The sequence below is a fragment of the Amycolatopsis sp. NBC_00355 genome (genome assembly GCF_036104975.1).
GTDB lineage: Bacteria > Actinomycetota > Actinomycetes > Mycobacteriales > Pseudonocardiaceae > Amycolatopsis.
Map to the genome: position 1 here is coordinate 8,615,148 of NZ_CP107982.1, position 24,348 is coordinate 8,639,495.

Genomic DNA, 24,348 nt, shown 5'->3' on the forward strand with positions numbered 1-24,348 from the left:
TCGCCGTCCGATGCCGGACATTCTCCGTCACGCGGCGGTCAGGAGGCCGCCGCCGACGCGCAGCACGTCACCAACGTGTGACGCAGCCTCGCCGCCGCCGTGTGTGCCTCGACGTCCAGGTACACGTCCAGGGCCTTCGCCCACGTCTGGTGCGCGTGGTCGGTGCGGCCCTGGACGTGCAGCACCTGCCCGGCCGGCGGCTCGCCCCGCCCCAGATCTGAGTCATTCCCGCAGATCGGACGGGTCACTCGAAGAACTTCAGGCTCCACCCGGTGTCGGTGGTCGCGCCCGGGACGTTGGCCCGGCGGTAGGTCGTCGAGCCCCACCAGCAGAACGTGCCCGAGTACCAGTACCGATTGGCCCACGAGTACGGCGTGCCCTTGGCCACGGCGTGGTACACCAGCGGGAACCTCGGCCCGGCGGGCGGGCTCGTCGCGATGTCGCCGTTCAGCAGGACGAAACTGTGGCTGCCCGGGCCGTCGACGTGCAGGGTCGGGTCCCAGCCGGCCATCATCGTCTCGCGGTGGGAGCCGAACAGGCAGCCGTTCGACTTGTACCAGTCCCAGACGTAGGTCGGGTCGCCGCCGGCGCGCAGCCGGACCTCGCCGAGGCAGTACTGGTCGCTCCAGCTGCCGTTGGTGGAGTAGACGATGTGCAGCTGCCCGTTCGGGTCCTTGATCGCCGTGGGCGCCTCGTTGATGAAGGGGTTGCCCACCACGCGTTCCCAGCTTTCCCGCGGCTGCGAGATGACGTACCGCGCGCCGGTCGGCGTCATCGGGCCGCTCATCCGGGCGAGGTAGAGGTTCTGCTCGACGTTCGTGTCGCCGGCCCAGCCCGACCAGACGAACCAGCGCTGCCCGCCGAAGGTGAACATCGTGCCGTCGATGGCCCACTTGCCGTCGGGCAGCGCGAGCTGCGTCTCGGCGGTGTAACCGCTGTCGGCGACGGCCGAGCTGATGACGTACATCCGGTGCGCCGCCCCGGTTCCGGCCGAGAAGTAGATGTAGTAGCGGCCGCCGTCGACGACGATCTCCGGCGCCCACACCTCGCCGCGGCCGCGGGTGTCGGACCAGACCTGCCGGGCGGGCGCGCTCGCCGCGGCGTCGGGGGAGGAGCCCTGCCGGACGGCGATCCCGCCCCCGGTGGACTGCGCGGCGAAGTAGGTGGAGCCGACGCGCAGCACGCTCGGGTCGGCGGCCCGCAGGCTCGTCTGCCCGGCTTCGGCGAGCGACGTCGGAAGCAGGCAGGCGACGGCGGCGAGCAAGAGGACGGCGATCCGTTTCATGGCCACATCCCTGGTGTCCGCACGGCGGAGCCCGAGCGTCGCGCGCCGCTAGCACCCGCCGGTAGGGCCGGGAGATCTTGCTCGGTTCAGCCGGGGCGAAATTGGTCTGTTCCAGTGACCGCGACGCGCCGGCCTCGGCGCCGTGGCCCACCTACCGCTCGATCCCGAGCTCGCCGCCGTCCTCTCGCGGCTCGACGGCCGGGTGCCGGTCGGGATGACGATCGAGCAGCCGGAACGCTGCCGCTCCCGTCCATCGAGGACCAGCTCGGCGACCGGCCGGTCCGGTGCACCGACCACGTGATCCCGGGTTACGGCGGCGCGGGGATCGCCGTCTCGGTGATCGCCCGCGAGGACCACGCGCGGCCCGGGCCGGGATCTACCACGTGCACGGTGTCGGCCCGCGCGTACGACGGCGTCGGTGTGGGGACCGGACGAGCAACCTGACGGCTTGGACAGCTGTCCTGGGCGACCGGCGCGGCACCGACGACGTCTCGCCCTACACCGCGGCGGCCCGCGCGACCGACCTGAGCGGCCTCCCGCCGACGTTCGTCGTGTGGGGCGGCGCGTTCCACGGCTGATCCCGCTCGCGTGCAGCGCTTCGACGTTCACGCCTAGTGCCGGGCCGGACGCTCGCCGAGCGCGGCAGGTCGAGCCGCCGCGTGAGCATCAGGGACACGGCGACGCCGACGGCCATCAGCGGTAGCACCGACCCGACGTGCGGTCAGCGCGCCGAGGCCGGCGAACCCAGCTGCCAGAACACGATCTGCTCGTGGGCGACCTGATCACCGGAGAACCTCAGGAACGCGATCACCGCGCTCGCCACGGCGTTGACCGCGACGCCGGTGAGGATCAGTGTGACCACCTCGGACCGGCCGCGCGAGCCTGAAAGGGCGTAGCCGCCCAGCGTGGTCGCCAGCCCGCCGGCGCGGGCGTGGTGAAGGCGCCGAGAAACGCCCAGCCGGCCACAATGGACAGACTCGCGCCGGCCGTGGCGCCGGTCGAAACCCCGACGATCGCGGGCTCGGCCGGCGGGTTGCCGAACCGGCCCTGCATCAGGGCCCCTGACACGTCGAGCACGCCCGGCGTCTGCGGCCCGAAGCCAGAGGATCCGGCTGCCGGCCATGTCGCCGAACCGTGGTGCAGCCCGGCCGGTGTCTGCGCGACGCCGGGAACCTGCAGCAGGCCTTCGGGGCCGCCGACGGATTCGAGGCCCTTCGTCATGACGAGGATCACGTCCGGTCTGGCCTTGATGAGCGCATCCGGGCTCACCGGGCGCATTCCCTCGACCCCGGCTTCGCTCGCGACGTCGGCCGCGCCGAGCGCGGTGATCGGTGAGTCGGCGCCGGACCCGCGGCCGAACAGGTAATACACGCCGGCCTGGCCACGCAAGTAAAGGAAGACTGTGCGTAGCTTTCGCGCCGGATCGGCCGGGGCCGGCCGGGTGATTTCGGTGCGCTTGGCGGTGATGTCGCCGATCAGCCGGTCAGCAAGGCTCACCTGATCCTGTTACGTCGTCGTGATCGAAGGGACCGTCCCCGCATGTCGAAGAGATCCGCCGCTCTGGTTCACCGCCACCGCCGCGGAGGCCGCCACCGCGCGGCTTCAGCGCGCCGAACGGCTACTACGTAGCGCTGTGCCCGAGGACTACGGCTACGGCACGAAGCCCGGCCCCTGCGCGGGCGGAGACGGCCAGGGTGGCACCGGCGTCGACCCGTCCGCGTGGGTGACGAACTCGCCGGTCGGCGGCCGCCGCGATCACCTGTCGGCCGACGACCGCACCGCCGACGTGTTAATCCCGGTCACGTTCTCCTGATCCGCCGGTGGCCGCCGCGCGCTTCGGCGAACCCTGAAGCGGCGCGGCAGTACCGTCGGCACCATGACCGAACTGCAGGTGATCGCCCGGCACACGATCGCGCCGGGCAACGAAGAAGAGATCCGCGGCTTCTACGCGAAGCTGGTGGAGGCCGCGCTCACCGAGCCGGGATGCCTCGGCTTCGAGGTGTACCACCAGGTCGGCGACGAGCGGGAGGTCGTCCTGCTCGAGCGCTATGCGTCGCGCGAAGCGTTCGACGTCCACCGCGGGACGCCGCACTTCAAGGAGCTCGTCCTCGGCGAGATCGTCCCGCGGCTCGCGCACCGCACCGTCGAGACCTTCGACGTCCCGGACGCGTGATCGCTTTCCGGTGAGGGCCAAGGACTGCTGACCGGGCCGCGTCGCCGGTTCCGGCGGACCGCCCGGCGTGGCGGGACAAATGCCGACAGCCGGGGCGAGGTCCGGGCGGCCCGGCGGAAGGCCGGAGATCACCCGCCCGGCGAGTACCCCGAGGTCCGGGCCGGATCGATCGACGCACTCGGCGTGGATCAGGGGGCCCGTGAGCGGATAGTCGCGGCAATTAATCGGCGGCCGGGTGTGTTCGGTGTAAGGGCTTGATCCGATTCCGGTTCCCGGCCCGATGGGGAACGAGTCCGGTATTCGGCCGGTGCGAATGTCTCGCGAATGCCCGATGTCCGGGATACGGGGCTCCGGCCCGGCAGCACCCCCTGGACATGCGGAAGGGCCCCGCACCACTGGTGCGGGGCCCTTCCGAGAGGGGTTGCCTCAGGTCACTTCTTCTTGGCAGCCGACGTGCGCTTGGCCGGAGCCTTGGCGGCGGCGGGCTTCTTCGCGGCGGCGGTCTTGGCGGCGGCCGGCTTGGCCGCGGCCTTCGCCCGCGTGGTGGTGGTCGCCTTGGCCGCGGTGGCCTTGGCCGGGGCCTTGGCGGCCGCGGTCTTCGGGGCCGCCTTGGTGGCGGTGGCCTTGGTCGCGGTGGCCTTGGCGGCCGGCTTCGCCGTGGTGGCGCGCGTGCGGGTGGCGGTCGCGCGGGCGGTGGCCGGCTTGGCCGCGGCCGCGCGGGGCGTGGTGGCCCGCGTGCTGGTGGTCTTGGCCGGCGCGGACGCCTTGGCCACGGCCGCACGGGTGGTCGTGCTGGCAGCGGTGGCGCGCTTGACCGGGGTCGCCTTCGGCAGCTTCTTCGTGCCGGAGATGACGTCCTTGAAGGTGGTGCCGGCGCGGAAGGCGGGGACGTTCGTCTTCTTCACGCGGACGGCTTCGCCGGTACGCGGGTTGCGAGCGGTGCGGGCCGCGCGGGCGCGCTTCTCGAACACGCCGAAGCCGGTGATGTTCACCTTCTCGCCCTTGTTGACCGTCCGGATGATGATGTCGACCAGACCGTCAACGGCCTGCGAAGCCACCTTCTTGTCGCCCAAACGCTCAGACAGCGCCTCGATCAGCTGGGCCTTGTTCGTCATTCCAGTCCTCCATAGTGGAACTTGTACACGGCCCATCTCGGCCGACACTGCACACGGTATTACCAATACCGCACAAAATCCAACTGGGGGTCGAAATATTTCCTTGTACGGGGGCGGGTTCCGCCCTCTGGGAGAGGTTCTCCCGACCCGGCCCGAAGTGGGCGAGTGGCGCCGACCATGGCCTTGAGCAGGCAAAACCCGGTTCCGGCGCCGTCCACAGTGGTCGTCCATATAGGACCAGTGGGGTTCCGGAAGACTTTTTCGCCGACACGCCGGATCGGGCGCGTCCCGGCGTGTGGCTGAGGCCACTCGGCCCCGATCCCGCGCTGCGATCGGGGATCGCGGGCCCTCCGGCGGCCCCCGCGAGGCCCCGCCACGGCTCCCGCCGGTCCCGTGGCGGGGGCCGCCGGAGCCGCATCCCCCTGGAGCCAGGGGAAGTCCGGGCGGCAGCCGGGGAGAAGCCCGGCGCCGGGCGGTAACACCGCGCCCCGCGGGGACGACCTCCCGGGCGTGCGGCCCCCGGCCGGGGGCCGCCCGAAATGCCTGTGGTGACTAAAAGATCTTCCCCGAAGGGTGAACTCACTCGTTCGGCCCAGCCGTGGCGTGCGGTGACGTCGCCGGTACCGCGGGAGCCGCAACGCCGTGTTGGCCGTGGCCACGGAGTTCCGGCGGGCTAGTCTGCGGCCGGAGGAAGCGCCGGGCGGACAGGGAGAACCGTGGACCAGGAGACTCTCACCACCGTGGTCGGACGGGTGGCGGGTACCGAGGATTCGACGCCGCTGCAGTTCTGCGTGGCCATCGATCCGGAAGCCTATCTGCAGCTCGACGACGTGGTCGTGACGCGGCGAGAGCTGCCGGGGCGCGGCGAAGTCGTCTCCTACGGTGTCGTGACGCAGGTGAGCGCGCGGCACGAAGGCGCCAGCTTCGGCAGCGACGTCTTCCTGATCTCGGACGGGGTCCTGCCCGCGCAGGTGCAGGAGATCGCCGAGATCGCCACCACCCGCGTCGAACCCGAGTGCTACGTCCCGCCGCGGCCGGGAGCCGTGGTCTCCCGTGCGGTGGGGGAGGATCGCGCGCAGGCGCTGTACTTCGACAACATGAGCCGCCAGGTGGCCGTCGGCCTGGGCCGCGACGGCGAACCGGTGTTCCTCAACCTGGACTTCCTCGACGGCACGCGGGGCGCGCACGTCAGCATCAGCGGTGTCTCCGGCGTCGCCACGAAGACGTCGTTCGCGTTGTTCCTGCTGCACTCGATCTTCCGCGGCGGCGCCCTCTCCAACGCCCACAACGCCAAGGCCCTGGTGTTCTCGGTCAAGGGCGAGGACCTGCTGTTCCTCGACACCCCGAACATCCACCTCGACGCCAAGCTGCGGGAGGAATACGCCAAGCTCGGGCTGCCCGCGGAGCCCTTCGCCTCGGTCGGGTTCTTCGCGCCGCCGACGCCGTCGGACACCACGGGGAAGCCTTACGTCACCGGGCGGACCTCCGGCGTCGGCGCCTTCTGGTGGACCATCGCGGAGTTCTGCGCGACCGACCTGCTGCCCTACGTCTTCGCCGACGCCGAGGACGAGCGCAACCAGTACACGATGGTCATCCACCAGGTCGCGAACCGGTTGCGGCTGGACAGCACCCCGGCCGGGAAGGACGGCGCCGCCAACGTCGACGGCGTCCTGTGCCGCACCTACGCCGAGCTCATCGACGTCATCTGCGAGCGCGTCACCGACGAGGAAACCCGCGCGAGCTGGGCGGGTGCGGTCACCGGCGCGGGCACGGTCAACGCGTTCATCCGCCGCCTGCGCTCCAGCCAGCGCGCGCTCAACGGCCTCATCCGCGGTGACCTCACCGACCACGCCGCCCGCAAGCTCTCCACGGAAAACCAGCAGGTGACCGTGGTGGACATCCACAACCTCGTCGAGCGCGCGCAGCGGTTCGTCGTCGGCGTCACGCTCGCCGCGGAGACCGCGCGCAAGGAAGCGGCCGGCGCGGGCGGGTTGCTGTTCACGATGCTGGACGAGCTCAACAAGTACGCGCCGCGCGAAGGCAGCAGCCCGATCAAGGAAGTCCTGCTGGACATCGCCGAACGCGGCCGCTCCCTCGGCGTGATCCTGATCGGCGCGCAGCAGACCGCGTCCGAGGTCGAACGCCGGATCGTCAGCAACAGCTCGATCCGGATCGTCGGCCGGCTCGACGCCGCGGAGGCCTCGCGCCCCGAGTACGGCTTCCTCCCGGCCAGCCAGCGGGTCCGCGCGACGCTCGCGACGCCCGGCACGATGTTCGTGAGCCAGCCGGAGATCCCGGTGCCGATCGCGGTCGGCTTCCCGTTCCCGGCCTGGGCCACGCGGCTTTCCGAGGCGGGCACGATCCCGACGACCACGGCGGTGTCGGCTGCGTCGAAGAACGCCGATCCCTTCGCGGGCCTGCCGACGCGCAGCAGCGACCCGTTCGGTGACGACCCACCACCTTTCTGAGCCCCGCCGGCCCCACGCGAAGAACGGAAGGACACCGCGTGAAGTTCCTGCACACCTCCGACTGGCACGTCGGCAAGACGCTCAAGGGCCGCAACCGCCTGGACGAGCAGCGCGCCGTGCTCGGCGAGATCGTCCGGATCGCGCGGAAGGAGGCGTTCGACGCGATCCTGATCGCGGGTGACCTCTACGAGACGTCGGCGCCGTCGGCCGCCGCGCAGGAACTCGTGGTGCAGGCCCTGATGGCGCTGCGCGAAACCGGTGCCGAGGTCCTCGCGATCGCCGGGAACCACGACCACGCCGCGACGTTCGAGGCGTACCGGCCGCTGCTGCGGGCCGCGGGCATCCAGCTCTCCGGCGACCCGCGCCCGGTCGCCGACGGCGGCGTCGTCTCGTTCGACGCGCGTTCGACGGGCGAGCGCGTCAACGTCGCCGTCCTGCCCTTCCTTTCCCAGCGCTACGCGGTGCGCGCCGCCGAGCTGCTCACCGGGACCCCGGCGGACAACGTCGGCCAGTACGACCAGCGCGTGCGCGACATCCTGGAACACCTCAAGTCCGGCTTCACCGACGGCGCCGTCAACCTCGTCATGGCGCACCTGACGGTCACCGGCGGCGCGATGGGCGGCGGGGAGCGCGCGGCGCAGTCCATCTTCGAGTACCACGTGCCGGCGACGGCGTTCGGCGCCGACCCGCACTACGTCGCGCTCGGGCACCTGCACCGGCGCCAGTCGCTGCCCGCGGCCTGCCCGGTGCACTACAGCGGCGCGCCGATGCCCGTCGATTTCGGCGAACAGGACAACACGAGCGTCGTGCTGTCGGTGGAAGTGACGCCGGGCACGCCCGCGAAGATCACCGAAATCCCGCTGACGTCGGGGCGGAAGCTGCGCACCGTCCACGGCACGGTGGCCGAACTCGTCGGCCGCGCCGCGGAGTTCGGCGAGGACTACCTGCGCGTCTACGTTCGGGAGGCGACCCGGGCCGGGCTGCGCGAGGAGATCCAGGAAGCCCTGCCGAACGCCCTGGAGATCCGCATCGACCCGGAGTTCGCGGCGCCGATCACGGCGTCGGGCAGCGAACGCGCGGTGGCGGACCGGTCACCGGGCGAGCTGTTCGCCTCCTACTGCGAGGAACGGACGGTGGCGGACAAGAGGGTGCAGGCGCTCTTCGCGCGGCTGCACGACGACGAGACGAGCGGGGTGTGACATGCGACCGGTACTGCTGGAGATGACCGGCTTCGCGTCGTTCCGCGAGAAGACCGAAGTCAGTTTCGAGGACACCGACTACTTCGCGCTCGTGGGGCCGACCGGCGCCGGCAAGAGCACGGTCATCGACGCGCTCACCTTCGCCCTCTACGGTTCCGTCGCGCGCTGGGACCACGAAGGTCTCGTCGCGCCCGCGCTGGCCCCGACGGCGAACCGCGCGACCGTGCGGCTGGTCTTCGACGCGGGCGGCACGCGGTACCACGTGGTGCGCGAAGTCCGCCGCAGCGGCGGCAAGAAACCCACGGTCAGCGTGAAGAACGTCCGCCTGGAACGGCTCGCCGACAACGCCGCGCTCGGCGGCCCGGACGACGAGGCCGACGCCGTCGCCGCGGACTCCGAGGTCACCCCGGCGGTCGAACGCCTGCTCGGGTTGACGTTCAAGCACTTCTGCACCTGCGTGGCGCTGCCGCAGGGCGACTTCGCGGAGTTCCTGCACGCCAAGGCCGCCGACCGGCAGAAGATCCTCATCAAGCTGCTGGGCCTGGAGGTCTACGAGCGGATCGGCCGCCGCTCGAAAGTCCTGGAAGATCAGCAGGCGCACCGTGCCGAGGTGCTGAAAGAGCAGCTCGGCGGTTACGCCGACGCGACCGGCGAAGCCGTCGAAGCCCTGGCCGCGCGCATGACCGCGCTGGCCGAGCTGGACGCGCGGGTCGAAGCGGCGTTGCCGGGACTGAACGACGCGACCCGCGCGCACGACGAAGCACGGCAGCTCGTCACCACGCTGACCGGCGAGCTGGCCGTCCTCGACGCGCTGGAACGCCCCGGGGGCGTCGAGGATCTCGAGGCCCGGCGCCGGGCCGCGGCGGACGCGGCCACGGCCGCGCGGACCACCCTCGACTCGGCCGAGACGGCGGACGAAGCGGCCCGCGCCGCGCTGGCCGCCGCGCCCGACCGGGGTGAGCTGGAGCGGATCCGCGCCGCCCGCACGGAACTCGTCGCGGCCGAGGCCGCGCTCCCCGGCCTGGCCGAAGGCGCGAAGAAGGCGTCGCAGGCGAAGGAGGTTTCGGCCGCCGCCGTAGCTGAAGCCGTGTCGCTCGTCGAAGGCGCCCGGAAGACCGGGGAAACGACAGCCCGCGCGGCCGAGAACGCCGCCGCGGAAGCCGCGCGCGTCCGCGGGGAGCGGGACCGGCTGGCCGGGCTGCGGCCGCCGGCGGATCTCGGGGACCTGTCGGCGGAGTCCGCGCGCGTCGCGAAGCGCACGACGGAGGCGGCCGCCCGGCTGACGGCGGCCGAGACCGCCGACGCCGAAGCGCGTGCCGCACTCGCCGCCCAGCCGGACGGCGCCGCGCTCACCGCGGCCCGGACCGACGCCCGCACCCTCTACACGGTGTGCGAGACCCAGCGGAAGGCCCTGCCGGAGCACACGGCCCGCCGCACCGGACTCGAAGCGGCCCGGACGGCTTTCACCGAGTCCGACGCCGAACTCGCCGCGGCCCGGACCGCGGTGACCGACGCCGAACGCGCCGGGCAGGCGCTGGTCCTGCGGGCCGGGCTCGCCGTCGGGCACCCGTGCCCGGTGTGCGAGCAGGAAGTCACGGCCGTGCCGGAGCACGACGGCCACGCCCACCTCGCCGAGGCCCGTGACCGCCTGGACCAGGCGGAGAAGCGGCGCGCGGCGGCCGAAACCGCCGTCCGCAAGCTGGAACGGGCCGTGGACCGCGACGCCGACCAGTCCGTTTCGGCGGCCGCGCAGGCGGAAGAGCTGCGCGTGGCCCTCGCGGACGTCGAAGGGCCGCCGGAATCGGCTTTGCTGCGACGTCCGGTCGAGGCCGGGTTTTCCGAGCAGGACTTCACGGACCTCATCACCGCGGTGCGCGAGCGAGGGGAGTGGCTGTCCGCCACGCTCGACGCGCGTGCCCGCGTGATCGAGGCCGCGCGCGCCGCCGACGCGGAACTGGCGGCGGCTCGCGCCGAGCGCACGCAGGCGCAGCGCGACGCCGAAGTGGTGGAGAAGTCGGCCGTCGCGGCCCGGGAAGCGTTGCGGGCGGCGCGGGATCCGCTGGTGGAGCTGGGTGCGCCGGGGATCGACGCCGACGACGTCGCGGCGGGCTGGCAGCGCCTGACCGCGTGGGCGGCTTCGGCGCTCGAGGAACGGCGGACGGCGCTGGGCGCGCTCGAAGCGGCCGCCGAAGCCGCGGGCAAGGAAGCCGTCGTCGCGGCGGACGACCTCGCGTCGGCGGAACGGACCGCCGAACAACGTCGTGCGCAGGCGAACGACGCGGGCCTGGCCGAGCAGTCCGCGCGCACCCGGCTGGAAACCACCACGCGCCGCCGGGACGAACTGGTCGTGACGCTCGCCGACGCGCCGTCCGCCGACGTCGTCACCGCGCAGCTGGCGCAGGTCGCGTCCCTCGAACAGGCCGCGCGTGCCGCCGACGCGGAGCTGCGCAAAGCGCGTGCCGCGGCGAAACGGGCCGCCGACAGCCAGGCGGGCGTCGGCAAAGAAGTCGAGGCCGAGCGGCAGAAACTGTCCCGCGCCCGCGATCCCCTCGTCGGTTTCGGGGCCCCGCCGATCGACGGCGAAAGCCTCCTGGGCGCGTGGACGTCGTTGACGGACTGGGCAGCCGGGCAGGTGACCGGCCGCCGTGACCGGCTGGCCGCCGCGACGACCGCCGAGAGCGCGTCCGCCGAAGCCTTGCGCGGAGCCGAACAGCAGGTCGCCGACGACGTCACCGCGCTCGGGATCACGCTGCCGGCGGGGCCGGTGCGCGACCGGGTGCCGGTGGCGCTGGCCACCGCGCGCGCCCGCGCGGAAGCCGACCACACGGAGATGCGGCGGCGCGTGGCCCACGTCGAGGGCCTGCGCGGCGACATCGCGGGCGCCGAGTCGGAGTCGCAGGTCGCGAAGCTGCTCGCGGATCTGCTGCGCTCGGACAAGTTCCCGCGCTGGCTGATCGCCGGGGCGCTCGACACGCTGGTGACCGAGGCGTCCGCGTCGCTGCTGGAGCTGTCCGGCGGGCAGTTCGAGCTGACCCACGACAAGGGCGACTTCCTGGTGGTGGACCACAACGAGGCCGACGCCCGCCGCCCGGTCAAGACGCTGTCCGGCGGCGAGACGTTCCAGGCGTCGCTGGCCTTGGCCTTGGCGTTGTCGTCGCAGCTCGGCGCGATGGCCGCGGCCGGCGCGACCAGACTGGAGTCGATCTTCCTCGACGAGGGTTTCGGGACGCTCGACGAGGCGACCCTCGACGTCGTAGCGTCCACATTGGAGAACCTGTCGGCCACCGGCACCCGGATGGTCGGCGTGATCACGCACGTCCCGGCGCTGGCCGAGCGCGTGCCGACGCGGTTCCTGGTCACCCGGGACGGCAGCGGCTCGCACATCACCAAGGAGGGCGCATGACCGCGGTGGCGGGAATGAGCTTCAACGTCGACGCCTGGGACCCGGGTTACGGCAGTTCCATGGAGGCCGAGGAACTCGCCCGGTCGCAGGCCGAGGTCGAGGTCGACGTCGAGGTCCCGGCGGCCGAATGGGCGCCGATCGACCCGTCGCCGGTGCCGTCGCCGCCGGACGCGGTGCTGTTCGTGGACGGCGTCCGCCGCATCGACGCCCGCGTCTGGATCGACGACCCGGCCGGCGCGAACTCCGCGTCGATCGGGATCTGCGCGTCCTACGCGGCCGGCGTCGTGTGCTGCTGCGCGGGCCGGGCGCACGTCATCGGCGCCAACGTCCGGCGCGGGCTGTTCACCGTCGCCCCGGAGGCCGCCGGGATCGAGACGTCGGCCGGGCGGTACGAGGCGTTCGGCGCGACGGCGAAGGACGACAAGCCCCTCGCCGTGGTGCTGTCTTCGGCGCTGCAGGAGCAGCTCGCCGACGTCGAGCTGGAGACGGCGACGGAGGCGCGCCGGACGATCGCCGGGCACGTCGGCCACGACCTGCTCGTCGTGGACGGCCCGCTGAGCGGCCGCACGCACCTGCCCCGGGCCGTCGGGTTCATCAAGAGCCACCAGACGACCTACCTGCCGGGCGAGCTCAACGCGATGGTCGGCGAGCTCACCCCGCACCAGCGCACGCCGGTGTTCCTGATGGGCACGACGTGGGTCCGGCACTCCTGGTACCTGCGCCTGCCCTCGGACGGCGGCCCGCCGTGGTCGGGGGTGGTGCGGGTCGAGGCGGCGCCGCACCTCGCGCGTGAAGAGGTGACGGACCTGGCGAACGTCACGCAGTCGGTGCTGGGGCGGTTCGCGTCCGTGCCGTACAAGGACTCGCGGGCGCCGCAGAACCTGTACCCGATCGCCGGGCTGGAGCGCGATCTGCGGCACCGGCTCGGCGACCAGCAGTTCGTCTACCGGGCGCTGCGGCTGGCCGCGTCACGCTGAGGCCCCGGGACGGCCGCCTGGGGTGCGGCCGGTCCCGGGGGGTCCTTTGTGGAGGGTCAGCTCAGCGACCCGTCCCCGGTCTGCGGCGCGCCGGCCGGCTTGACCGCGACCTGCGGTTTCACCGGCTTGGCGGGCTTCGACGACGACGATGCCGGCGGCTTCGGCTTCGTGGTGGCCGGCTTCGGCTTGGTCGTGGTGGTGGGCGGCGGGGTGCCCAGGATGGTGAACGACGCGGTGGCGACCCGGCCGTCGGAGCACGTGAAACTCGCCGTGTACTTGCCCGGCGTCTTGATCGCCTTGGTGTGGCCGCCGTACCGGCCGAAGTTGCCGCCTTCGGTGAACTCCAGCGGCGCGGCGAACCCCTTCGACGTGACCGCCGAGCCCGGGGTGCAACCGCCGGCCGCGGCGTGGGTCTCCGCGTCGATCTGCCCGCCGGGCTCGACCTCCTGGGTCAGTCCCCAGCCGACGTCGGCCGCGCTCGCCGGAGCTGCCAGGGTCAGCGTCGCCGCGCCCGCCACCATTACGCCGATCAGTGTTTTCTTGAGCATCCCTCGTCCTCCCTCGTTCCTCGCCCCCTCCACGTTTGAGCCGGGGAAACGGTTGAGGCTCTTAGGATGTTCATGTACGTGAACGACATCGAGTCTATGTTTTGGTGCCACGTATGGGTTACTTTCTCACCCGGCTTTGGTCCCGTTCGGTGGCGAGGGAGACTCGATGCGTTACGGCCGGCTGGTTCTTGCCTCGCTACTGGGGATTTCGCTGACCGTCCCGATGACCGGGATGGCGGCCGCGCAGTCGTGGCGTGACGCCCGCCAGTCGCCCGACCGCCGCGCCGCGGAACTGGTCGCGGCGATGACCCTGGACGAAAAGGTTTCCCAGCTGCACCTGCAGCCCGACGCCGAGCACCAGCGGTTCGTGCCGCCCATCCCGCGGCTCGGCGTCCCCGGTTTCCGGATCGCCAACGGCCCGGCCGGCATGGGCCCGGCCGACGACAAACCGCAGAAACCGGCGACCGCGCTGCCCGCCACGATGGCGCTGGCCTCGACATTCGACACCGACGTCGCCCGCCGGTACGGCCGGCTGATCGGCAGCGAGACCCGCGCGCTCGCGCACAACGTGTCCGAGGCGCCCGACATCAACATCGCCCGGGTCCCGCGCAACGGCCGGACCTTCGAGGGCATGGGGGAGGACCCGGTGCTCGCCGGCGCGCTGGCCGCCGCCGACATCCGCGGCATCCAGGAGAACGGCACCATCGCCGAGGTCAAGCACTACGCGGCGAACAACCAGGAGACGCAGCGCCAGAGCATCGACGAGCACATCGACGAGCGCACGCTCAACGAGATCTACCTGCCGCACTTCGAGCAGGCGGTGACCGAAGGCGGGGCCGGGTCGGTGATGTGCGCCTACCCGAAGATCAACGGCGTCTTCACGTGCGAGAACCCCGCGCTGCTGCAGGGAAAGCTGCGGGACGACTGGGGCTTCGAGGGGTTCGTGCAGTCCGACTGGGGCGCCGCGCACAGCACCGTCGGCTCGGCGGCCGCGGGCATGAACCTCGAGATGATCGACGGCACCTGGTACGGCGACAAGCTGAAGCAGGCGGTGCTCGCCGGGCAGGTCACCGAGCAGCGCGTCGATGAGCTGCTGCTGCCGCGGTTCCGGACGATGTTCGCCTTCGGCCAGTTCGACCACCCGCCGGTGCTCACGCCGCTGCCGACCGCGGAGCACGACGCGGCCGCGAAGCAATTCGCCGAGCGCGGCATGGTGCTGCTGCGCAACGAACACGCGCAGTTGCCGCTCGACTCCTCTTCGGCGCGCTCGATCGCGCTCATCGGGCCGTTCGCGACCCGGGCGAAGACCGGGGGCGGGGGCAGCTCCGCCGTCATCCCGACGTCCACAGTGGACCCGTTGGCCGGCCTCCGGCAGCGGGTTCCCGGCACCGCGGTGACCCTCGACGACGGCAGCGACCCCGCGCGGGCGGCGTCGCTGGCCGGTGCGTCCGACGTCGCGATCGTGATGGTCGGCGACAACGAAGCGGAGGGCAAGGACCGGGCGAGCCTGGCGCTGGAGGGCAACCAGGACGCGCTCGTCGCGGCGGTCGCCGCGGCCAACCCGCACACGGTGGTCGTGGTGAAGAGCGGCGGCCCGGTGCTGATGCCGTGGGCGTCTTCGGTGCCCGCGATCCTGCAGGCCTGGTACCCGGGCCAGCAGGACGGCGCGGCTGTGGCGGGTGTGCTCTTCGGTGACAGCAACCCGTCGGCGAAGCTGCCGATCACGTTCCCGGCGGCGGACGCCGACACCCCGGCGAACACGCCCGAGCGGTTCCCGGGCGTCGACGGCGTGGCGTCGTACTCGGAGGGCCTGCAGGTCGGCTACCGCTGGTTCGACGCGCAGGGCAAGGCGCCGCTGTTCCCGTTCGGCTACGGCCTGTCGTACACGACGTTCGCCTTCTCGGGGCTGTCGGTGCGGAACACGGGCGACGGCGCGGCGGCGACGTTCACGGTCCGCAACACCGGCCACCGCGCGGGCGCCGAGGTCGCCCAGCTGTACCTGGGCTTCCCGGCCGCGGCGGGTGAACCGCCCCGCCAGCTCAAGGGCTTCGAGCGGGTGCGGCTGGCGCCGGGGGAGTCCCAGCGGGTCACGATCCACCTGGACGCGCGCGACTTCTCGATCTGGGACAAGGCGTGGCGTCCGGTCCACGGCGGCTTCACGGTCCAGGTGGGCGACTCGTCGAGGTCGCTCCCGCTGCAGGCGTCCCTGCGCCGCTGACCCGCGAAAGTCCGTGAATAGCCCATCGAGGGACTCTGAGTCCCTTGATGGGCCATTCACGGACTTCGGGCAACCCCGGCAGCACCGGCAGTGGCTCAGGTCTTGCAGTTCGGTGCGGACGCGGCGGCGGACATCAGCTCCGTCGACTGCGCCAGCGGTGTCAGCGGATCGTACGTGCCGTCGAGGTTCGTCTGCGCCCACTTGAGCGCGTCGGACGCCGGGTTCTGGGACTCCGGATCACCCGGCTTCGCCTGGTCGAGCTGGGTCTTGGCGGAGGACGCGCGATCCCGGGACGTCGTGAACTTCGCGGCGAACGCCGTCCGGACCGTCTCCGCCAGCGGCTCCGGGGCGGGCGGCAGCGCCGCCAGCTTGTCCACCACCTCGCCGGTCCGGGTCGCGATTCCGCCCAGCTGGGCGGACAGCGCCTTCTGCGCCTCGGCGACCGTCGTCGGACCGGTTCCGGGTGGCTCGGTCTCGGCGTTGGTGCGCAGGCGGTAGCCGTTGACGGCGGAACAGAAGCCGTCCACCCAGCTCAGCGTGGCCGGATCCGCGGTCGGGGCCACCGGGAACGGCGAGGTCACCGTCACGGTCGGGGCGGCCGGAGGCGTCCCGGAACCGGAACAGGCGGTCAGGGTCAGACCCAGGCCCAGCAGGCCCACGGCGATCCTCATGGTTCCCCTCTCGCGGCGCTCCTTGACGCGTACACGCGCGAGGGGGGCGAAAGGTTGCCTCTCACGCGGCGAGCGGCGTGCCCAGCGCGAGCCGGCCGTCGGCGGTCAGCTCCGCGGGCGCCCACTGCCCGACGGCGACGGCCGGGCCGAGCGCCGGCCGGATCAGCCCGGCGCGGGCCAGGTCGTGCGCGGTCGCCTGGTCGCAGCACGGCAGGCCGTCGACGCGCAGGTCGGGTTCGCAGCTGCAGCTCAGCTCGGCCCGCCCGGCCCCGACGGCCCGGAGCATCGCGAGCGCCCGGCGGTTCAGCGTGGTGGACATGGTGTGCCCCTCCATGGTTCCGACAGGAAGGAGACGTGACGGTGGTCACCGAATACGCCACCGCGGCCAGGTTCCCCCGAAAAGGTGCACCGGCCGCCGCCGGCTGCTGGGATGGGGGCATGACGGACCAGATCGGCGACCCGGCGGTGCGCGCGTTCGTGGACGCGCTGAACGCGGGCGACCGCACGGCCTTCCGGGCCGCGCTGACCCCCGGCGCGACGATGGCCGACGACGGCACCGAGCGCGACCTCGGCGAGTGGACCGAGCGGGAGATCTTCTCCGGCGACGGGCACCTGACGGTCGAGACGGTGCAGGACGACGGCCGGTCGTTCGTCGCGAGCTACTCGAACTCGACGTGGGGCGCGATGCGCACCCGCTGGAAGTTCACCGTCCAGGACGGCAAGGTCGCCCGCTTCGAAACCGGCCAGGCGTAACCCCGCCCCCCGCGCACCCCCGAAAAGCCGTGAAGGGCACCTTCAGGGACTCAGAGTCCCTGAAGGTGCCCTTCACGGCTTTGTGTGGCTCCTGAGGCAGGAGTGACGTCAGAGACGCTCTTGGAGCGCGTCGGCCGCCGCGAGGAGGTCCGCGGCCCAGCGGGCGCCCGGCTTGCGGCCGATGCGCTCGATCGGGCCGGACACCGAAACCGCCGCGACCACCGTGCCGGCCGAATCGCGGACCGGCGCCGAGATGCTCGCCACGCCGGGCTCGCGCTCGGCGACGCTCTGCGCCCAGCCGCGGCGGCGGACTTCCAGGAGCGTGCGCTCGCCGAAGACGGCGTCCGCCAGGATCGTGCGCTGCGTGTGCGGATCCGCCCACGCCGCCAGCACCTTCGCGCCCGAACCCGCCGTCATCGGCAGCCGGGAACCGATCGGGACCGTGTCGCGCAGACCGGACGGCGGTTCGGCCGTCGCGACGCACACGCGCTGGACGCCGTCACGCCGGTACAGCTGCACGCTTTCGCCGGTGACGTCCCGCAGTTTCGGCAGGACCACGCCCGCCGCGTCGAGCAGCGGGTCGGTCGAGCCGCCCGCGAGTTCGGCCAGTGCCGTGCCCGGGCGCCAGCGCCCGTCCGGCCCGCGGCGCAGCAGGCGGTGCACCTCGAGACCGACCGCGAGCCGGTGCGCGGTCGCCCGCGGCAGACCGGTCCGCGTGCACAGTTCCGCCAGGCCGCAGGGGTCGTCGGCGACCGCCTGCAGAACGGCCACTGCTTTGTCCAGTACTCCGATACCGCTATGCTGTCCCACGACCCGATACTAGCGTCCCGCACTTTGGGAAGTCCAGCATCTGGGAAACCCGAACTCGAGCTGCGCCCCTCCTTCGCGGCTCGCACCAGTTCCGCAGGTGTGCGCCCGAGTTCCACCACCACAATGAACCGTGGAAGGAGCCGGAGATGACCAGCTCGACCGGCAAGGCCCGCACACTCGCGGAGAAGGTGTGGGAAAGCCACCTCGTGCGCCGGGGCGAAGGCGCCGAACCGGACCTGCTCTACATCGACCTCCACCTGCTGCACGAAGTGACCAGCCCGCAGGCCTTCGACGGCCTCCGGCTGGCCGGGCGGCCGCTGCGCCGCCCCGACCTCACCATCGCGACCGAGGACCACAACGTCCCCACCGTGGACATCGAGCTCCCCATCGCCGATCCGGTCTCGCGCACGCAGGTCGACACCCTTCGCCGCAACTGCAAGGAGTTCGGTGTCCGGCTGCACCCGATGGGTGACGCCGAGCAGGGCATCGTGCACGTCATCGGCCCGCAGCTCGGCCTGACCCAGCCCGGGATGACCGTCGTCTGCGGAGACAGCCACACGTCCACGCACGGCGCGTTCGGCTCCATCGCCTTCGGCATCGGGACGTCCGAGGTCGAGCACGTGATGGCCACCCAGACGCTGCCGCTGCGGCCGTTCAAGACGATGGCGATCACGGTCGACGGCGAGCTGCGCCCGGGCGTCACGGCCAAGGATGTCATCCTCGCGGTGATCGCCAAGATCGGCACCGGCGGCGGCCAGGGGTACATCCTCGAATACCGCGGCAAGGCCATCGAAGCGCTGTCGATGGAAGCCCGGATGACCGTCTGCAACATGTCGATCGAGGCCGGCGCCCGCGCCGGGATGATCGCCCCGGACGAGACGACGTTCGAGTACCTGAAGGGCCGCCCGCACTCGCCGAAGGGCGCCGATTGGGACGCCGCGGTCGAAAACTGGCGGCAGCTGCGCACCGACGACGGCGCGGAGTTCGACGAGGAGGTGCACCTCGACGCGAGCGCGCTGACGCCGTTCGTGACCTGGGGCACCAACCCCGGCCAGGGCCTCCCGCTGAGCGCCGAGGTGCCCGACCCGGAGCAGATCCCGGACGAGAACGACCGCGTCGCCGCCGAGAAGGCGTTGTCCTACATGGACTTGAAGCCCGGGACGCCGCTGCGCGAGATCTCGGTCGACACCGTCTTCCTCGGCTCCTGCACCAACGGCCGGATCGAGGACCTGCGGGCCGCGGCCGAGGTGCTGCGCGGGCGCAAGGTGGCGGACTCGGTCCGGATGCTGGTCGTGCCCGGCTCGATGCGGGTGCGCAAGGCCGCCGAAGAGGAGGGCCTGGACACGGTCTTCACGGAGGCGGGCGCCGAGTGGCGCCAGGCCGGCTGCTCGATGTGCCTGGGCATGAACCCGGACCAGCTGAAGCCGGGCGAGCGCAGCGCGTCGACGTCGAACCGCAACTTCGAGGGCCGGCAGGGCAAGGGCGGCCGGACGCACCTGGTCTCGCCGCTGGTCGCCGCCGCGACGGCCGTGCGCGGCACGCTGTCGTCGCCGGAAGACCTCGTCACCGCCACCCGCTGACCACAGCCGATCTCCCGAGAGGAGCTCCCACCATGGAACCGTTCACCCAGCACACCGGCGTCGGCGTCCCGCTGCGCCGGTCCAACGTGGACACCGACCAGATCATCCCGGCGGTCTACCTCAAGCGGGTCACCCGGACCGGCTTCGAGGACGGCCTGTTCGCCGCCTGGCGCGGCGACGAGGAGTTCATCCTCAACCAGGAGCCGTTCAACGCCGGCAGCGTGCTCGTCGCCGGACCGGACTTCGGCACCGGTTCCTCCCGCGAACACGCCGTCTGGGCGCTGATGGACTACGGCTTCCGGGCGGTCATCTCCGCCCGCTTCGCCGACATCTTCCGCGGCAACTCCGGCAAGGGCGGCCTGGTGGCCGCCCAGTGCGAGCAGCACGACGTCGAACTGCTCTGGAAGCTGCTCGAAAACGAGCCCGGCACCGAGGTCACGGTGGACCTCGAGACCAAGACCGTGCGGGCCAAGGACTTCACCGCGCCGTTCCAGATCGACGACTACGTCCGCTGGCGGCTGCTCGAAGGACTCGACGACATCGCTCTCACGTTGCGCCATGCCGGTGAGATCGACGGCTTCGAGACGACCCGTCCGTCGTGGAAGCCGACGACCACGCCGATCGCCGCCGGCTAGCTCGGACCGAAGGCGGGATCCCTTGCCCGGCAAGGGATCCCGCCTTTTTCATGATCCGGCGAACGGATGCCCGAAGGTCACTTCCACGCGGCGGAACCCACCCCGGGGCAAGGGAAAGGGCCCGCGGGACGTCTGGAATTTGCGCTGCGTTGGTAATACCGTGTCGCTAGTCGGCCGGCGCGGCCGTGGACGGGGTACTTCCTTCCTGGAGGACTGGATGGCCAACAAAGCCCAGCTGATCGAGGCCCTGACGGAGCGTCTGGGCGACAAGAAGGTGGCTTCGCAAGCCGTTGACGGTCTGGTCGACATCATCATCCGGACGGTCAACAAGGGCGAGAAGGTCAACATCACCGGCTTCGGCGTGTTCGAGAAGCGCGCCCGCGCCGCTCGCACCGCGCGCAACCCGCGCACCGGCGAAGCCGTCCGCGTGAAGAAGACCAATGTGCCCGCTTTCCGTGCGGGGACGACCTTCAAGGACGTCATTTCCGGTGCGAAGAAGCTGGCCAAGGCCACGCCGGTCAGGCGCGCCACGGCGGCCGCCACGACCACGCGTGCGGCCGTGGCCAAGGCGTCCGCGCCGGCCAAGACCACCAGCACCCGGGCCACCACGCCCCGCGCGGCCGCGGCGAAACCCGCCACCGCCCGCGCGACGGCCACCCGCACGCGCGCCACCACGGCGAAGCCGGCCGCGACCCGCGCAGCGGCGAAGCCCGCCGCGGCCAAGGCGACGGCCGCCAAGGCCGCGCCGGCCAAGGCGACCACCACGCGGGCAAAGGCGGCCCCGAAGACGACAGCGGCGAAGACGACCACGGCCCGCAAGCCCGCCGCCACCCGCACCACGGCGGCCAAGACCACGCCGGCCAAGACGACCACGGCCGCGAAGACGACCGCGGCCAAGACGACCGCGGCGAAGGCTCCGGCCAGGCGGACGTCGACCGCGGCCAAGAAGAGCTGACCCCCCTCCCGACGGAGTTTTCCCAGGCAGGGCCCCGCGCAGCCGAGCACGGGGCCCTGCCTGCTTCACACCCCGGTGCGCCAGAAGCAATCCCACCCCGGACGATCGGCTCACGTACCCAGGAGTCGACTCACGTACCCGGAGGGCGGCTCACGAACCGACCCTCCGGGCAACCGAACGACTCTTTCGGCATGCGAGCCACTGCCCGAGTACGCGAACGACCCTCCGGTATGCGAACCGACCGTCCGGAAGCGTGAGTCGACTGTCCAGGTGCGCGAACCGACCCCTCCGGTACGCGAGCCGACTGTCCGGGTGCGCGAGCCGACCCTTCCGGTACGCGAACCGACCGTCCGGAAGCGTGAGTCGACTGTCCAGGTACGCGAACCGACCCTTCCGGTACGCGAGCCGACTGTCCAGGCGCGCGAGCCGACCCTTCCGGTACGTGAGCCGGCGCCTCGGAAACGTGAGCCGTATTCGCGTGTACCGTAAGAGTTACTCACGGCGAGCTCTCCTTTCCCGAAAGGAACCCGCACACCGCCACTCGGGCGACTCCCGCAGCGCCGGGACCGGTTCCGCCCAATTTCGTCAAGTCGCTTGAGCGCCCGGCCGAGTGATGCCACGCTGCCTTTCTCGGAACCCGCGTCGGGCGGGCCCGGCAGCCGCGCTAGGCGAACCTGGGGGCGACCACCATCGACATCCGGCTTCTCGGGTCCTTCCAGGTGCTCGTCGACGGTTCGCCGGTCCTGCTCACCAGTTCCCGCCAGCGCGCGCTGCTCGCGACGCTCGCGCTGGCCGCGGGCCGCCTGGTCTCGATCGACACCCTCGCGCGCGGCGTCTGGGGCGAAGCGCCGCCCGCGCACATCCGGGGGAGCCTGCAGACGTACGTGATGCGCCTGCGCCGCCTGTGCGGCGAAGACACCGTCGTCACCGAGCCGGAGGGGTACCGGCTGGTCGTGGACCCGTCCCGGGTGGACGCCCTGCGCTTCCTGCGCACCCTGGACCAGGCCGCGGCCACCACCGAACCCGCGCACCGCCGCACCCTGCTCACCACCGCCCTCGACGGCTGGGGCGGCGCCCCGCTCGAAGGCGTCGGATCGCCCACCCTGACGGCCGAATGGGGGCCGCTGCTGACCGAGCGGTACCTGTTCGCCGTCGAGCAGCGGATCGACCTCGACGGCGGGCTCGTCCCGGACGCGCGGCTCATCGCCGAGCTCACCGACCTCGTCTCGCAGCACCCGCTGCGGGAATCCTTGTGGGAACGGCTGGTCCGGGTCCTCGCCCGGTCCGGGCGCCGCGCCGAAGCGCTGTCCCGCTACGCCGGGCTCCGCGCGCTGCTGGCCGACGAGCTCGGCGTCGAGCCCGGCGAGGACCTGCGCCGCCTGCACGCCGAGCTGCTCGCCGCCGACGCCGAACCCGCCGCCCGCACCGAAGTCCCGCGTCAGCTGCCCTTCGACGTCGCCGGCTTCACCGGCCGCGGTACCGAACTCGCCGAGCTGGACCGGCTCCCGCCGGGCGGCGCGTCGGGCATCGTCGTCATCGAAGGCACCGCCGGTGTCGGCAAGACGTCGCTGGCCGTGCACTGGTCCCACCGCGTCCGCGACCGCTTCCCCGGCGGCCAGCTGTTCCTCGACCTGCGGGGGCACTCCGCGGGCACCCCCGTCACACCGGAGACGGCGCTGGCCGGCTTCCTGCGCGCGCTCGGCGTCCCGCCCGAGACGTGGCCTTCCACAGTGGAGGAACGCTCCGGCCTGCTGCGCAGCCGGCTGGCCGGCAGCCGCACGCTGATGCTGCTCGACAACGCCCGCGACGCCGACCAGGTCCGCCCGCTGCTGCCCGGCGCCGGCAACCTCGTCGTCGTGACCAGCCGCAACCAGCTGCGCGGCCTGGTCGCCCGCGACGGCGCGCGCCGCATCGCCCTGCGCTCCTTCGACGACCGTGACGCCGAAGCGCTGCTCGCGGGGAGCGTCGGGCCGCAGCGCATCGCCGCCGAACCCGGGGCCGTCGCGGAGCTCGTCCAGCTCTGCGGCCGCCTTCCGCTGGCGCTGGCGCTGGCGGGCGAACGCGCGTCCCGCTTCTCCGGCGTTTCGCTGGCCGGGATCGTCGAGGAGCTGCGCGACCAGAAGCTGCGGCTCGACACCCTGCGCGACCCGCAGGACGCCGGCACCGACCTGCGCGTCGCGTTCTCCTGGTCCTACAAGGCGTTGCGCCCGGCCGCCGCGCGGTTCTTCCGGCTGCTGGGCCTGCACCCCGGCCTGGCCTTCAGTCTGTCCTCGGCCGCCGCGCTCGCCGGCGCCGGCCTGCGTGAAGCGCGTGAGCTCGCCGACCAGCTCGCCGCCGCGCACCTGCTCAACCAGCCCAGCACCGACCGCTACCAGTTCCACGACCTCCTGCGCGTCTACGCCGGTGAGCTCGTCGAGACGGAAACGACGGCGCCGGAACGGGAGGCGGCGCTGCGGCGGCTCGTCGACTGGTACCTCGCCGGCGTCGCCGAGGCCAACAAGCTGGTCCGGCCCGACCTGCTCACCGACGACATCACCCTCGACCCGGTGCCGCTGCCGCCCGTCCGGTTCGCCCAGCACGAGGACACGATCGCCTGGTACACCGCCGAACGCCCGGCGCTGACCGCGCTCGTCGGCGTCGCCGCCCACCACGGCTGGGTCGCCCACGCGTGGAAGCTCGCCTGGCTGCTGCGCGGGTTCTTCGCCGAACGCCACGACCGCGAGGACTGGATCGCGACGGCCGGCATCGCCGTCGCCGCCACCCGCGACGCCGGCGACAACACCGGTCTCCAGTACAGCGCCAACAACCTCGGCTCGGCCTACCTGCGCACCCTCCAGCCCGACAAGGCCCTCGAAGCGCTGGAGGAAGCGCGGACCGCGTCCGAAACCGGGAACGGCACGGCGCTGACCGTCGCGATCCTGTCCAACCTGTCCGGCGCCTACTACGTCCGCGCGGAGTACGCGGAAGCCGAGCGCTACGCCCTCAAGGCCGTCGACCTCGCGCGCGACCGCGGCCAGCGCACGTTCGTCCCGCACGCGCTGCTCAACGTCAGCGCGAGCCGCATCGGCCTGCACGACTACGACCACGCCGCCGAAGCCGCCCTGGCCGCCCGCGTCGCCTTCGCCGACCTCGGCGACCGCTACCACGCGGCGCTGGCCCTCGGGAACGTCGCCGAAGCGCTCGAAGGCGCCGGCCGGCACGACGAAGCGGAGAAGGCGGGGCTCGACGCGCTCGCCGAACTGAAGGAGCTCAACGCCGACTACGGCACCATCGACGTCCAGATCACCCTGGGCCGGCTCAAACACCACGCGGGCCGGACGCGCGAGGCCGGCGGCCACTGGGCCGAGGCGCTGGCCGCCAGCCAGCGCCTCGGAGATCCCCGCATCCCGGAGATCCAGGCACTGCTGGCCACGGTGCCACCAGAAGAGCCCCCGGCGAAGGACGCGCCGTACCCCTAGCCCGGCGCGGCCCAGCGGGGACCGGGACCAGTACACCGGCATCCACTGTCACGGCGCTGTCTTCGACGAGTTCGCCGCTCCCATGGGTGCGTCGGACGCA

General features: G+C 72.4%; 24 protein-coding genes. 15 read left to right on the top strand and 9 right to left on the bottom strand.

The features are described from left to right. Positions 1-38: 38 nt before the first annotated feature. On the bottom strand, positions 39-248 hold the full coding sequence (locus OHS18_RS39790; protein ID WP_328614274.1) for a hypothetical protein: 210 nt from the start codon (positions 246-248) through the stop codon (positions 39-41). Beyond that, complete coding sequence (locus OHS18_RS39795) at positions 245-1,285, bottom strand: glycoside hydrolase family 43 protein (protein WP_328614275.1); 1,041 nt, start codon at positions 1,283-1,285, stop codon at positions 245-247. Before OHS18_RS39795 ends, OHS18_RS39790 begins: the two co-directional genes overlap by 4 nt. A 142-nt stretch (positions 1,286-1,427) precedes the next feature. Between OHS18_RS39795 and OHS18_RS39800 the strand changes: the two genes are divergently transcribed. The 3 genes from OHS18_RS39800 (at position 1,428) to OHS18_RS39810 (ending at position 2,067) form a co-directional block, all read left to right on the top strand. Continuing rightward, positions 1,428-1,586, top strand: coding sequence for a hypothetical protein (locus OHS18_RS39800; RefSeq protein ID WP_328443620.1), 159 nt, complete (start codon positions 1,428-1,430; stop codon positions 1,584-1,586). An 82-nt stretch (positions 1,587-1,668) separates the two neighbouring features. Then, entirely contained in the window at positions 1,669-1,863 is a 195-nt protein-coding gene (locus OHS18_RS39805) for a hypothetical protein (RefSeq protein WP_328614276.1), read from the top strand. Between the two features lie 81 nt (positions 1,864-1,944). After that, the gene (locus OHS18_RS39810; RefSeq protein WP_328614277.1) at positions 1,945-2,067 is read left to right on the top strand and encodes a hypothetical protein; all 123 of its coding nucleotides are present in this window, start codon (positions 1,945-1,947) and stop codon (positions 2,065-2,067) included. Here the strand turns inward: OHS18_RS39810 and OHS18_RS39815 are convergent. Further along, a complete protein-coding gene (locus OHS18_RS39815) occupies positions 2,007-2,243 on the bottom strand; it encodes an iron chelate uptake ABC transporter family permease subunit (RefSeq protein ID WP_328618659.1) in 237 nt (78 codons plus the stop codon). The two genes, OHS18_RS39810 and OHS18_RS39815, sit on opposite strands and share 61 nt — an antisense overlap. Then, on the bottom strand, positions 2,135-2,782 hold the full coding sequence (locus OHS18_RS39820) for an iron chelate uptake ABC transporter family permease subunit (RefSeq protein ID WP_328614278.1): 648 nt from the start codon (positions 2,780-2,782) through the stop codon (positions 2,135-2,137). Before OHS18_RS39820 ends, OHS18_RS39815 begins: the two co-directional genes overlap by 109 nt. A gap of 19 nt (positions 2,783-2,801) precedes the next feature. Here OHS18_RS39820 and OHS18_RS39825 point away from each other — a divergent pair, with 19 nt between their 5' ends. Both OHS18_RS39825 and OHS18_RS39830 read left to right on the top strand, forming a co-directional pair. Then, positions 2,802-3,098 (top strand): hypothetical protein, encoded by a 297-nt coding sequence (locus OHS18_RS39825; protein ID WP_328614279.1) that lies wholly within the window; start codon positions 2,802-2,804, stop codon positions 3,096-3,098. A gap of 63 nt (positions 3,099-3,161) precedes the next feature. Further along, positions 3,162-3,458, top strand: coding sequence for a putative quinol monooxygenase (locus OHS18_RS39830; protein ID WP_328443612.1), 297 nt, complete (start codon positions 3,162-3,164; stop codon positions 3,456-3,458). A 431-nt stretch (positions 3,459-3,889) separates the two neighbouring features. Here the strand turns inward: OHS18_RS39830 and OHS18_RS39835 are convergent, their stop codons facing one another. Beyond that, on the bottom strand, positions 3,890-4,573 hold the full coding sequence (locus tag OHS18_RS39835) for an HU family DNA-binding protein (RefSeq protein ID WP_328443610.1): 684 nt from the start codon (positions 4,571-4,573) through the stop codon (positions 3,890-3,892). A gap of 716 nt (positions 4,574-5,289) precedes the next feature. On the opposite strand from OHS18_RS39835, the gene OHS18_RS39840 reads away from it, so the two are divergent. Genes OHS18_RS39840 through OHS18_RS39855 form a run of 4 tightly spaced genes read left to right on the top strand, consistent with a single transcriptional unit; the run spans position 5,290 to position 12,620 of the window. Next, a complete protein-coding gene (locus tag OHS18_RS39840) occupies positions 5,290-7,041 on the top strand; it encodes an ATP-binding protein (protein WP_328614280.1) in 1,752 nt (583 codons plus the stop codon). Between the two features lie 38 nt (positions 7,042-7,079). Further along, entirely contained in the window at positions 7,080-8,240 is a 1,161-nt protein-coding gene (locus OHS18_RS39845) for an exonuclease SbcCD subunit D (RefSeq protein ID WP_328614281.1), read from the top strand. 1 nt (position 8,241) lies between these two features. Then, positions 8,242-11,643: an SMC family ATPase gene (locus OHS18_RS39850; RefSeq protein ID WP_328614282.1), complete on the top strand. Its 3,402-nt coding sequence runs from the start codon at positions 8,242-8,244 to the stop codon at positions 11,641-11,643. Beyond that, positions 11,640-12,620: a hypothetical protein gene (locus OHS18_RS39855; RefSeq protein WP_328443602.1), complete on the top strand. Its 981-nt coding sequence runs from the start codon at positions 11,640-11,642 to the stop codon at positions 12,618-12,620. The genes OHS18_RS39850 and OHS18_RS39855 overlap by 4 nt, the downstream gene beginning before the upstream one ends. Before the next feature lie 56 nt (positions 12,621-12,676). On the opposite strand, the gene OHS18_RS39860 is transcribed toward OHS18_RS39855, so the two are convergent. After that, positions 12,677-13,168, bottom strand: coding sequence for a hypothetical protein (locus OHS18_RS39860; RefSeq protein ID WP_328443599.1), 492 nt, complete (start codon positions 13,166-13,168; stop codon positions 12,677-12,679). Positions 13,169-13,334: 166 nt separating this feature from the next. Here OHS18_RS39860 and OHS18_RS39865 point away from each other — a divergent pair, with 166 nt between their 5' ends. Next, positions 13,335-15,386, top strand: a complete 2,052-nt coding sequence (locus OHS18_RS39865) for a glycoside hydrolase family 3 C-terminal domain-containing protein (RefSeq protein WP_328614283.1) — start codon at positions 13,335-13,337, stop codon at positions 15,384-15,386. 95 nt (positions 15,387-15,481) lie between these two features. Here the strand turns inward: OHS18_RS39865 and OHS18_RS39870 are convergent, their stop codons facing one another. After that, positions 15,482-16,057 carry a hypothetical protein gene (locus OHS18_RS39870; protein WP_328443595.1) on the bottom strand — a complete coding sequence of 192 codons (576 nt, stop codon included), beginning with the start codon at positions 16,055-16,057 and terminating at the stop codon, positions 15,482-15,484. Positions 16,058-16,118: 61 nt separating this feature from the next. Next, positions 16,119-16,376, bottom strand: a complete 258-nt coding sequence (locus OHS18_RS39875; protein WP_328443593.1) for a hypothetical protein — start codon at positions 16,374-16,376, stop codon at positions 16,119-16,121. A gap of 119 nt (positions 16,377-16,495) precedes the next feature. On the opposite strand from OHS18_RS39875, the gene OHS18_RS39880 reads away from it, so the two are divergent. After that, entirely contained in the window at positions 16,496-16,810 is a 315-nt protein-coding gene (locus OHS18_RS39880; RefSeq protein ID WP_328614284.1) for a nuclear transport factor 2 family protein, read from the top strand. 108 nt (positions 16,811-16,918) lie between these two features. Here OHS18_RS39880 and OHS18_RS39885 read toward each other — a convergent pair whose 3' ends face one another. After that, positions 16,919-17,620, bottom strand: coding sequence for an IclR family transcriptional regulator (locus tag OHS18_RS39885; protein WP_163046815.1), 702 nt, complete (start codon positions 17,618-17,620; stop codon positions 16,919-16,921). A 146-nt stretch (positions 17,621-17,766) separates the two neighbouring features. Here OHS18_RS39885 and leuC point away from each other — a divergent pair, with 146 nt between their 5' ends. From leuC to OHS18_RS39905, 4 genes are all read left to right on the top strand, one after another. Next, positions 17,767-19,200: a 3-isopropylmalate dehydratase large subunit gene (gene leuC / locus OHS18_RS39890; protein WP_328614285.1), complete on the top strand. Its 1,434-nt coding sequence runs from the start codon at positions 17,767-17,769 to the stop codon at positions 19,198-19,200. Between the two features lie 32 nt (positions 19,201-19,232). Further along, a complete protein-coding gene (gene leuD / locus OHS18_RS39895) occupies positions 19,233-19,835 on the top strand; it encodes a 3-isopropylmalate dehydratase small subunit (protein ID WP_328443581.1) in 603 nt (200 codons plus the stop codon). 217 nt (positions 19,836-20,052) lie between these two features. Continuing rightward, the gene (locus OHS18_RS39900; RefSeq protein ID WP_328614286.1) at positions 20,053-20,790 is read left to right on the top strand and encodes an HU family DNA-binding protein; all 738 of its coding nucleotides are present in this window, start codon (positions 20,053-20,055) and stop codon (positions 20,788-20,790) included. Between the two features lie 719 nt (positions 20,791-21,509). Continuing rightward, a complete protein-coding gene (locus OHS18_RS39905) occupies positions 21,510-24,248 on the top strand; it encodes an AfsR/SARP family transcriptional regulator (protein WP_328443577.1) in 2,739 nt (912 codons plus the stop codon). Positions 24,249-24,348 lie beyond the last annotated feature (100 nt).

What these genes read in the sequence shown, in the direction of transcription:
- OHS18_RS39795 (WP_328614275.1), bottom strand. Translation starts at nt 1,285, where the DNA reads ATGAAACGGATCGCCGTCCTCTTGCTCGCCGCCGTCGCCTGCCTGCTT.
- OHS18_RS39830 (WP_328443612.1), top strand. Translation starts at nt 3,162, where the DNA reads ATGACCGAACTGCAGGTGATCGCCCGGCACACGATCGCGCCGGGCAAC.
- OHS18_RS39835 (WP_328443610.1), bottom strand. Translation starts at nt 4,573, where the DNA reads ATGACGAACAAGGCCCAGCTGATCGAGGCGCTGTCTGAGCGTTTGGGC.
- OHS18_RS39850 (WP_328614282.1), top strand. Translation starts at nt 8,242, where the DNA reads ATGCGACCGGTACTGCTGGAGATGACCGGCTTCGCGTCGTTCCGCGAG.
- OHS18_RS39855 (WP_328443602.1), top strand. Translation starts at nt 11,640, where the DNA reads ATGACCGCGGTGGCGGGAATGAGCTTCAACGTCGACGCCTGGGACCCG.
- OHS18_RS39860 (WP_328443599.1), bottom strand. Translation starts at nt 13,168, where the DNA reads ATGCTCAAGAAAACACTGATCGGCGTAATGGTGGCGGGCGCGGCGACG.
- OHS18_RS39865 (WP_328614283.1), top strand. Translation starts at nt 13,335, where the DNA reads ATGCGTTACGGCCGGCTGGTTCTTGCCTCGCTACTGGGGATTTCGCTG.
- OHS18_RS39870 (WP_328443595.1), bottom strand. Translation starts at nt 16,057, where the DNA reads ATGAGGATCGCCGTGGGCCTGCTGGGCCTGGGTCTGACCCTGACCGCC.
- OHS18_RS39875 (WP_328443593.1), bottom strand. Translation starts at nt 16,376, where the DNA reads ATGTCCACCACGCTGAACCGCCGGGCGCTCGCGATGCTCCGGGCCGTC.
- OHS18_RS39880 (WP_328614284.1), top strand. Translation starts at nt 16,496, where the DNA reads ATGACGGACCAGATCGGCGACCCGGCGGTGCGCGCGTTCGTGGACGCG.
- leuC (WP_328614285.1), top strand. Translation starts at nt 17,767, where the DNA reads ATGACCAGCTCGACCGGCAAGGCCCGCACACTCGCGGAGAAGGTGTGG.
- leuD (WP_328443581.1), top strand. Translation starts at nt 19,233, where the DNA reads ATGGAACCGTTCACCCAGCACACCGGCGTCGGCGTCCCGCTGCGCCGG.
- OHS18_RS39900 (WP_328614286.1), top strand. Translation starts at nt 20,053, where the DNA reads ATGGCCAACAAAGCCCAGCTGATCGAGGCCCTGACGGAGCGTCTGGGC.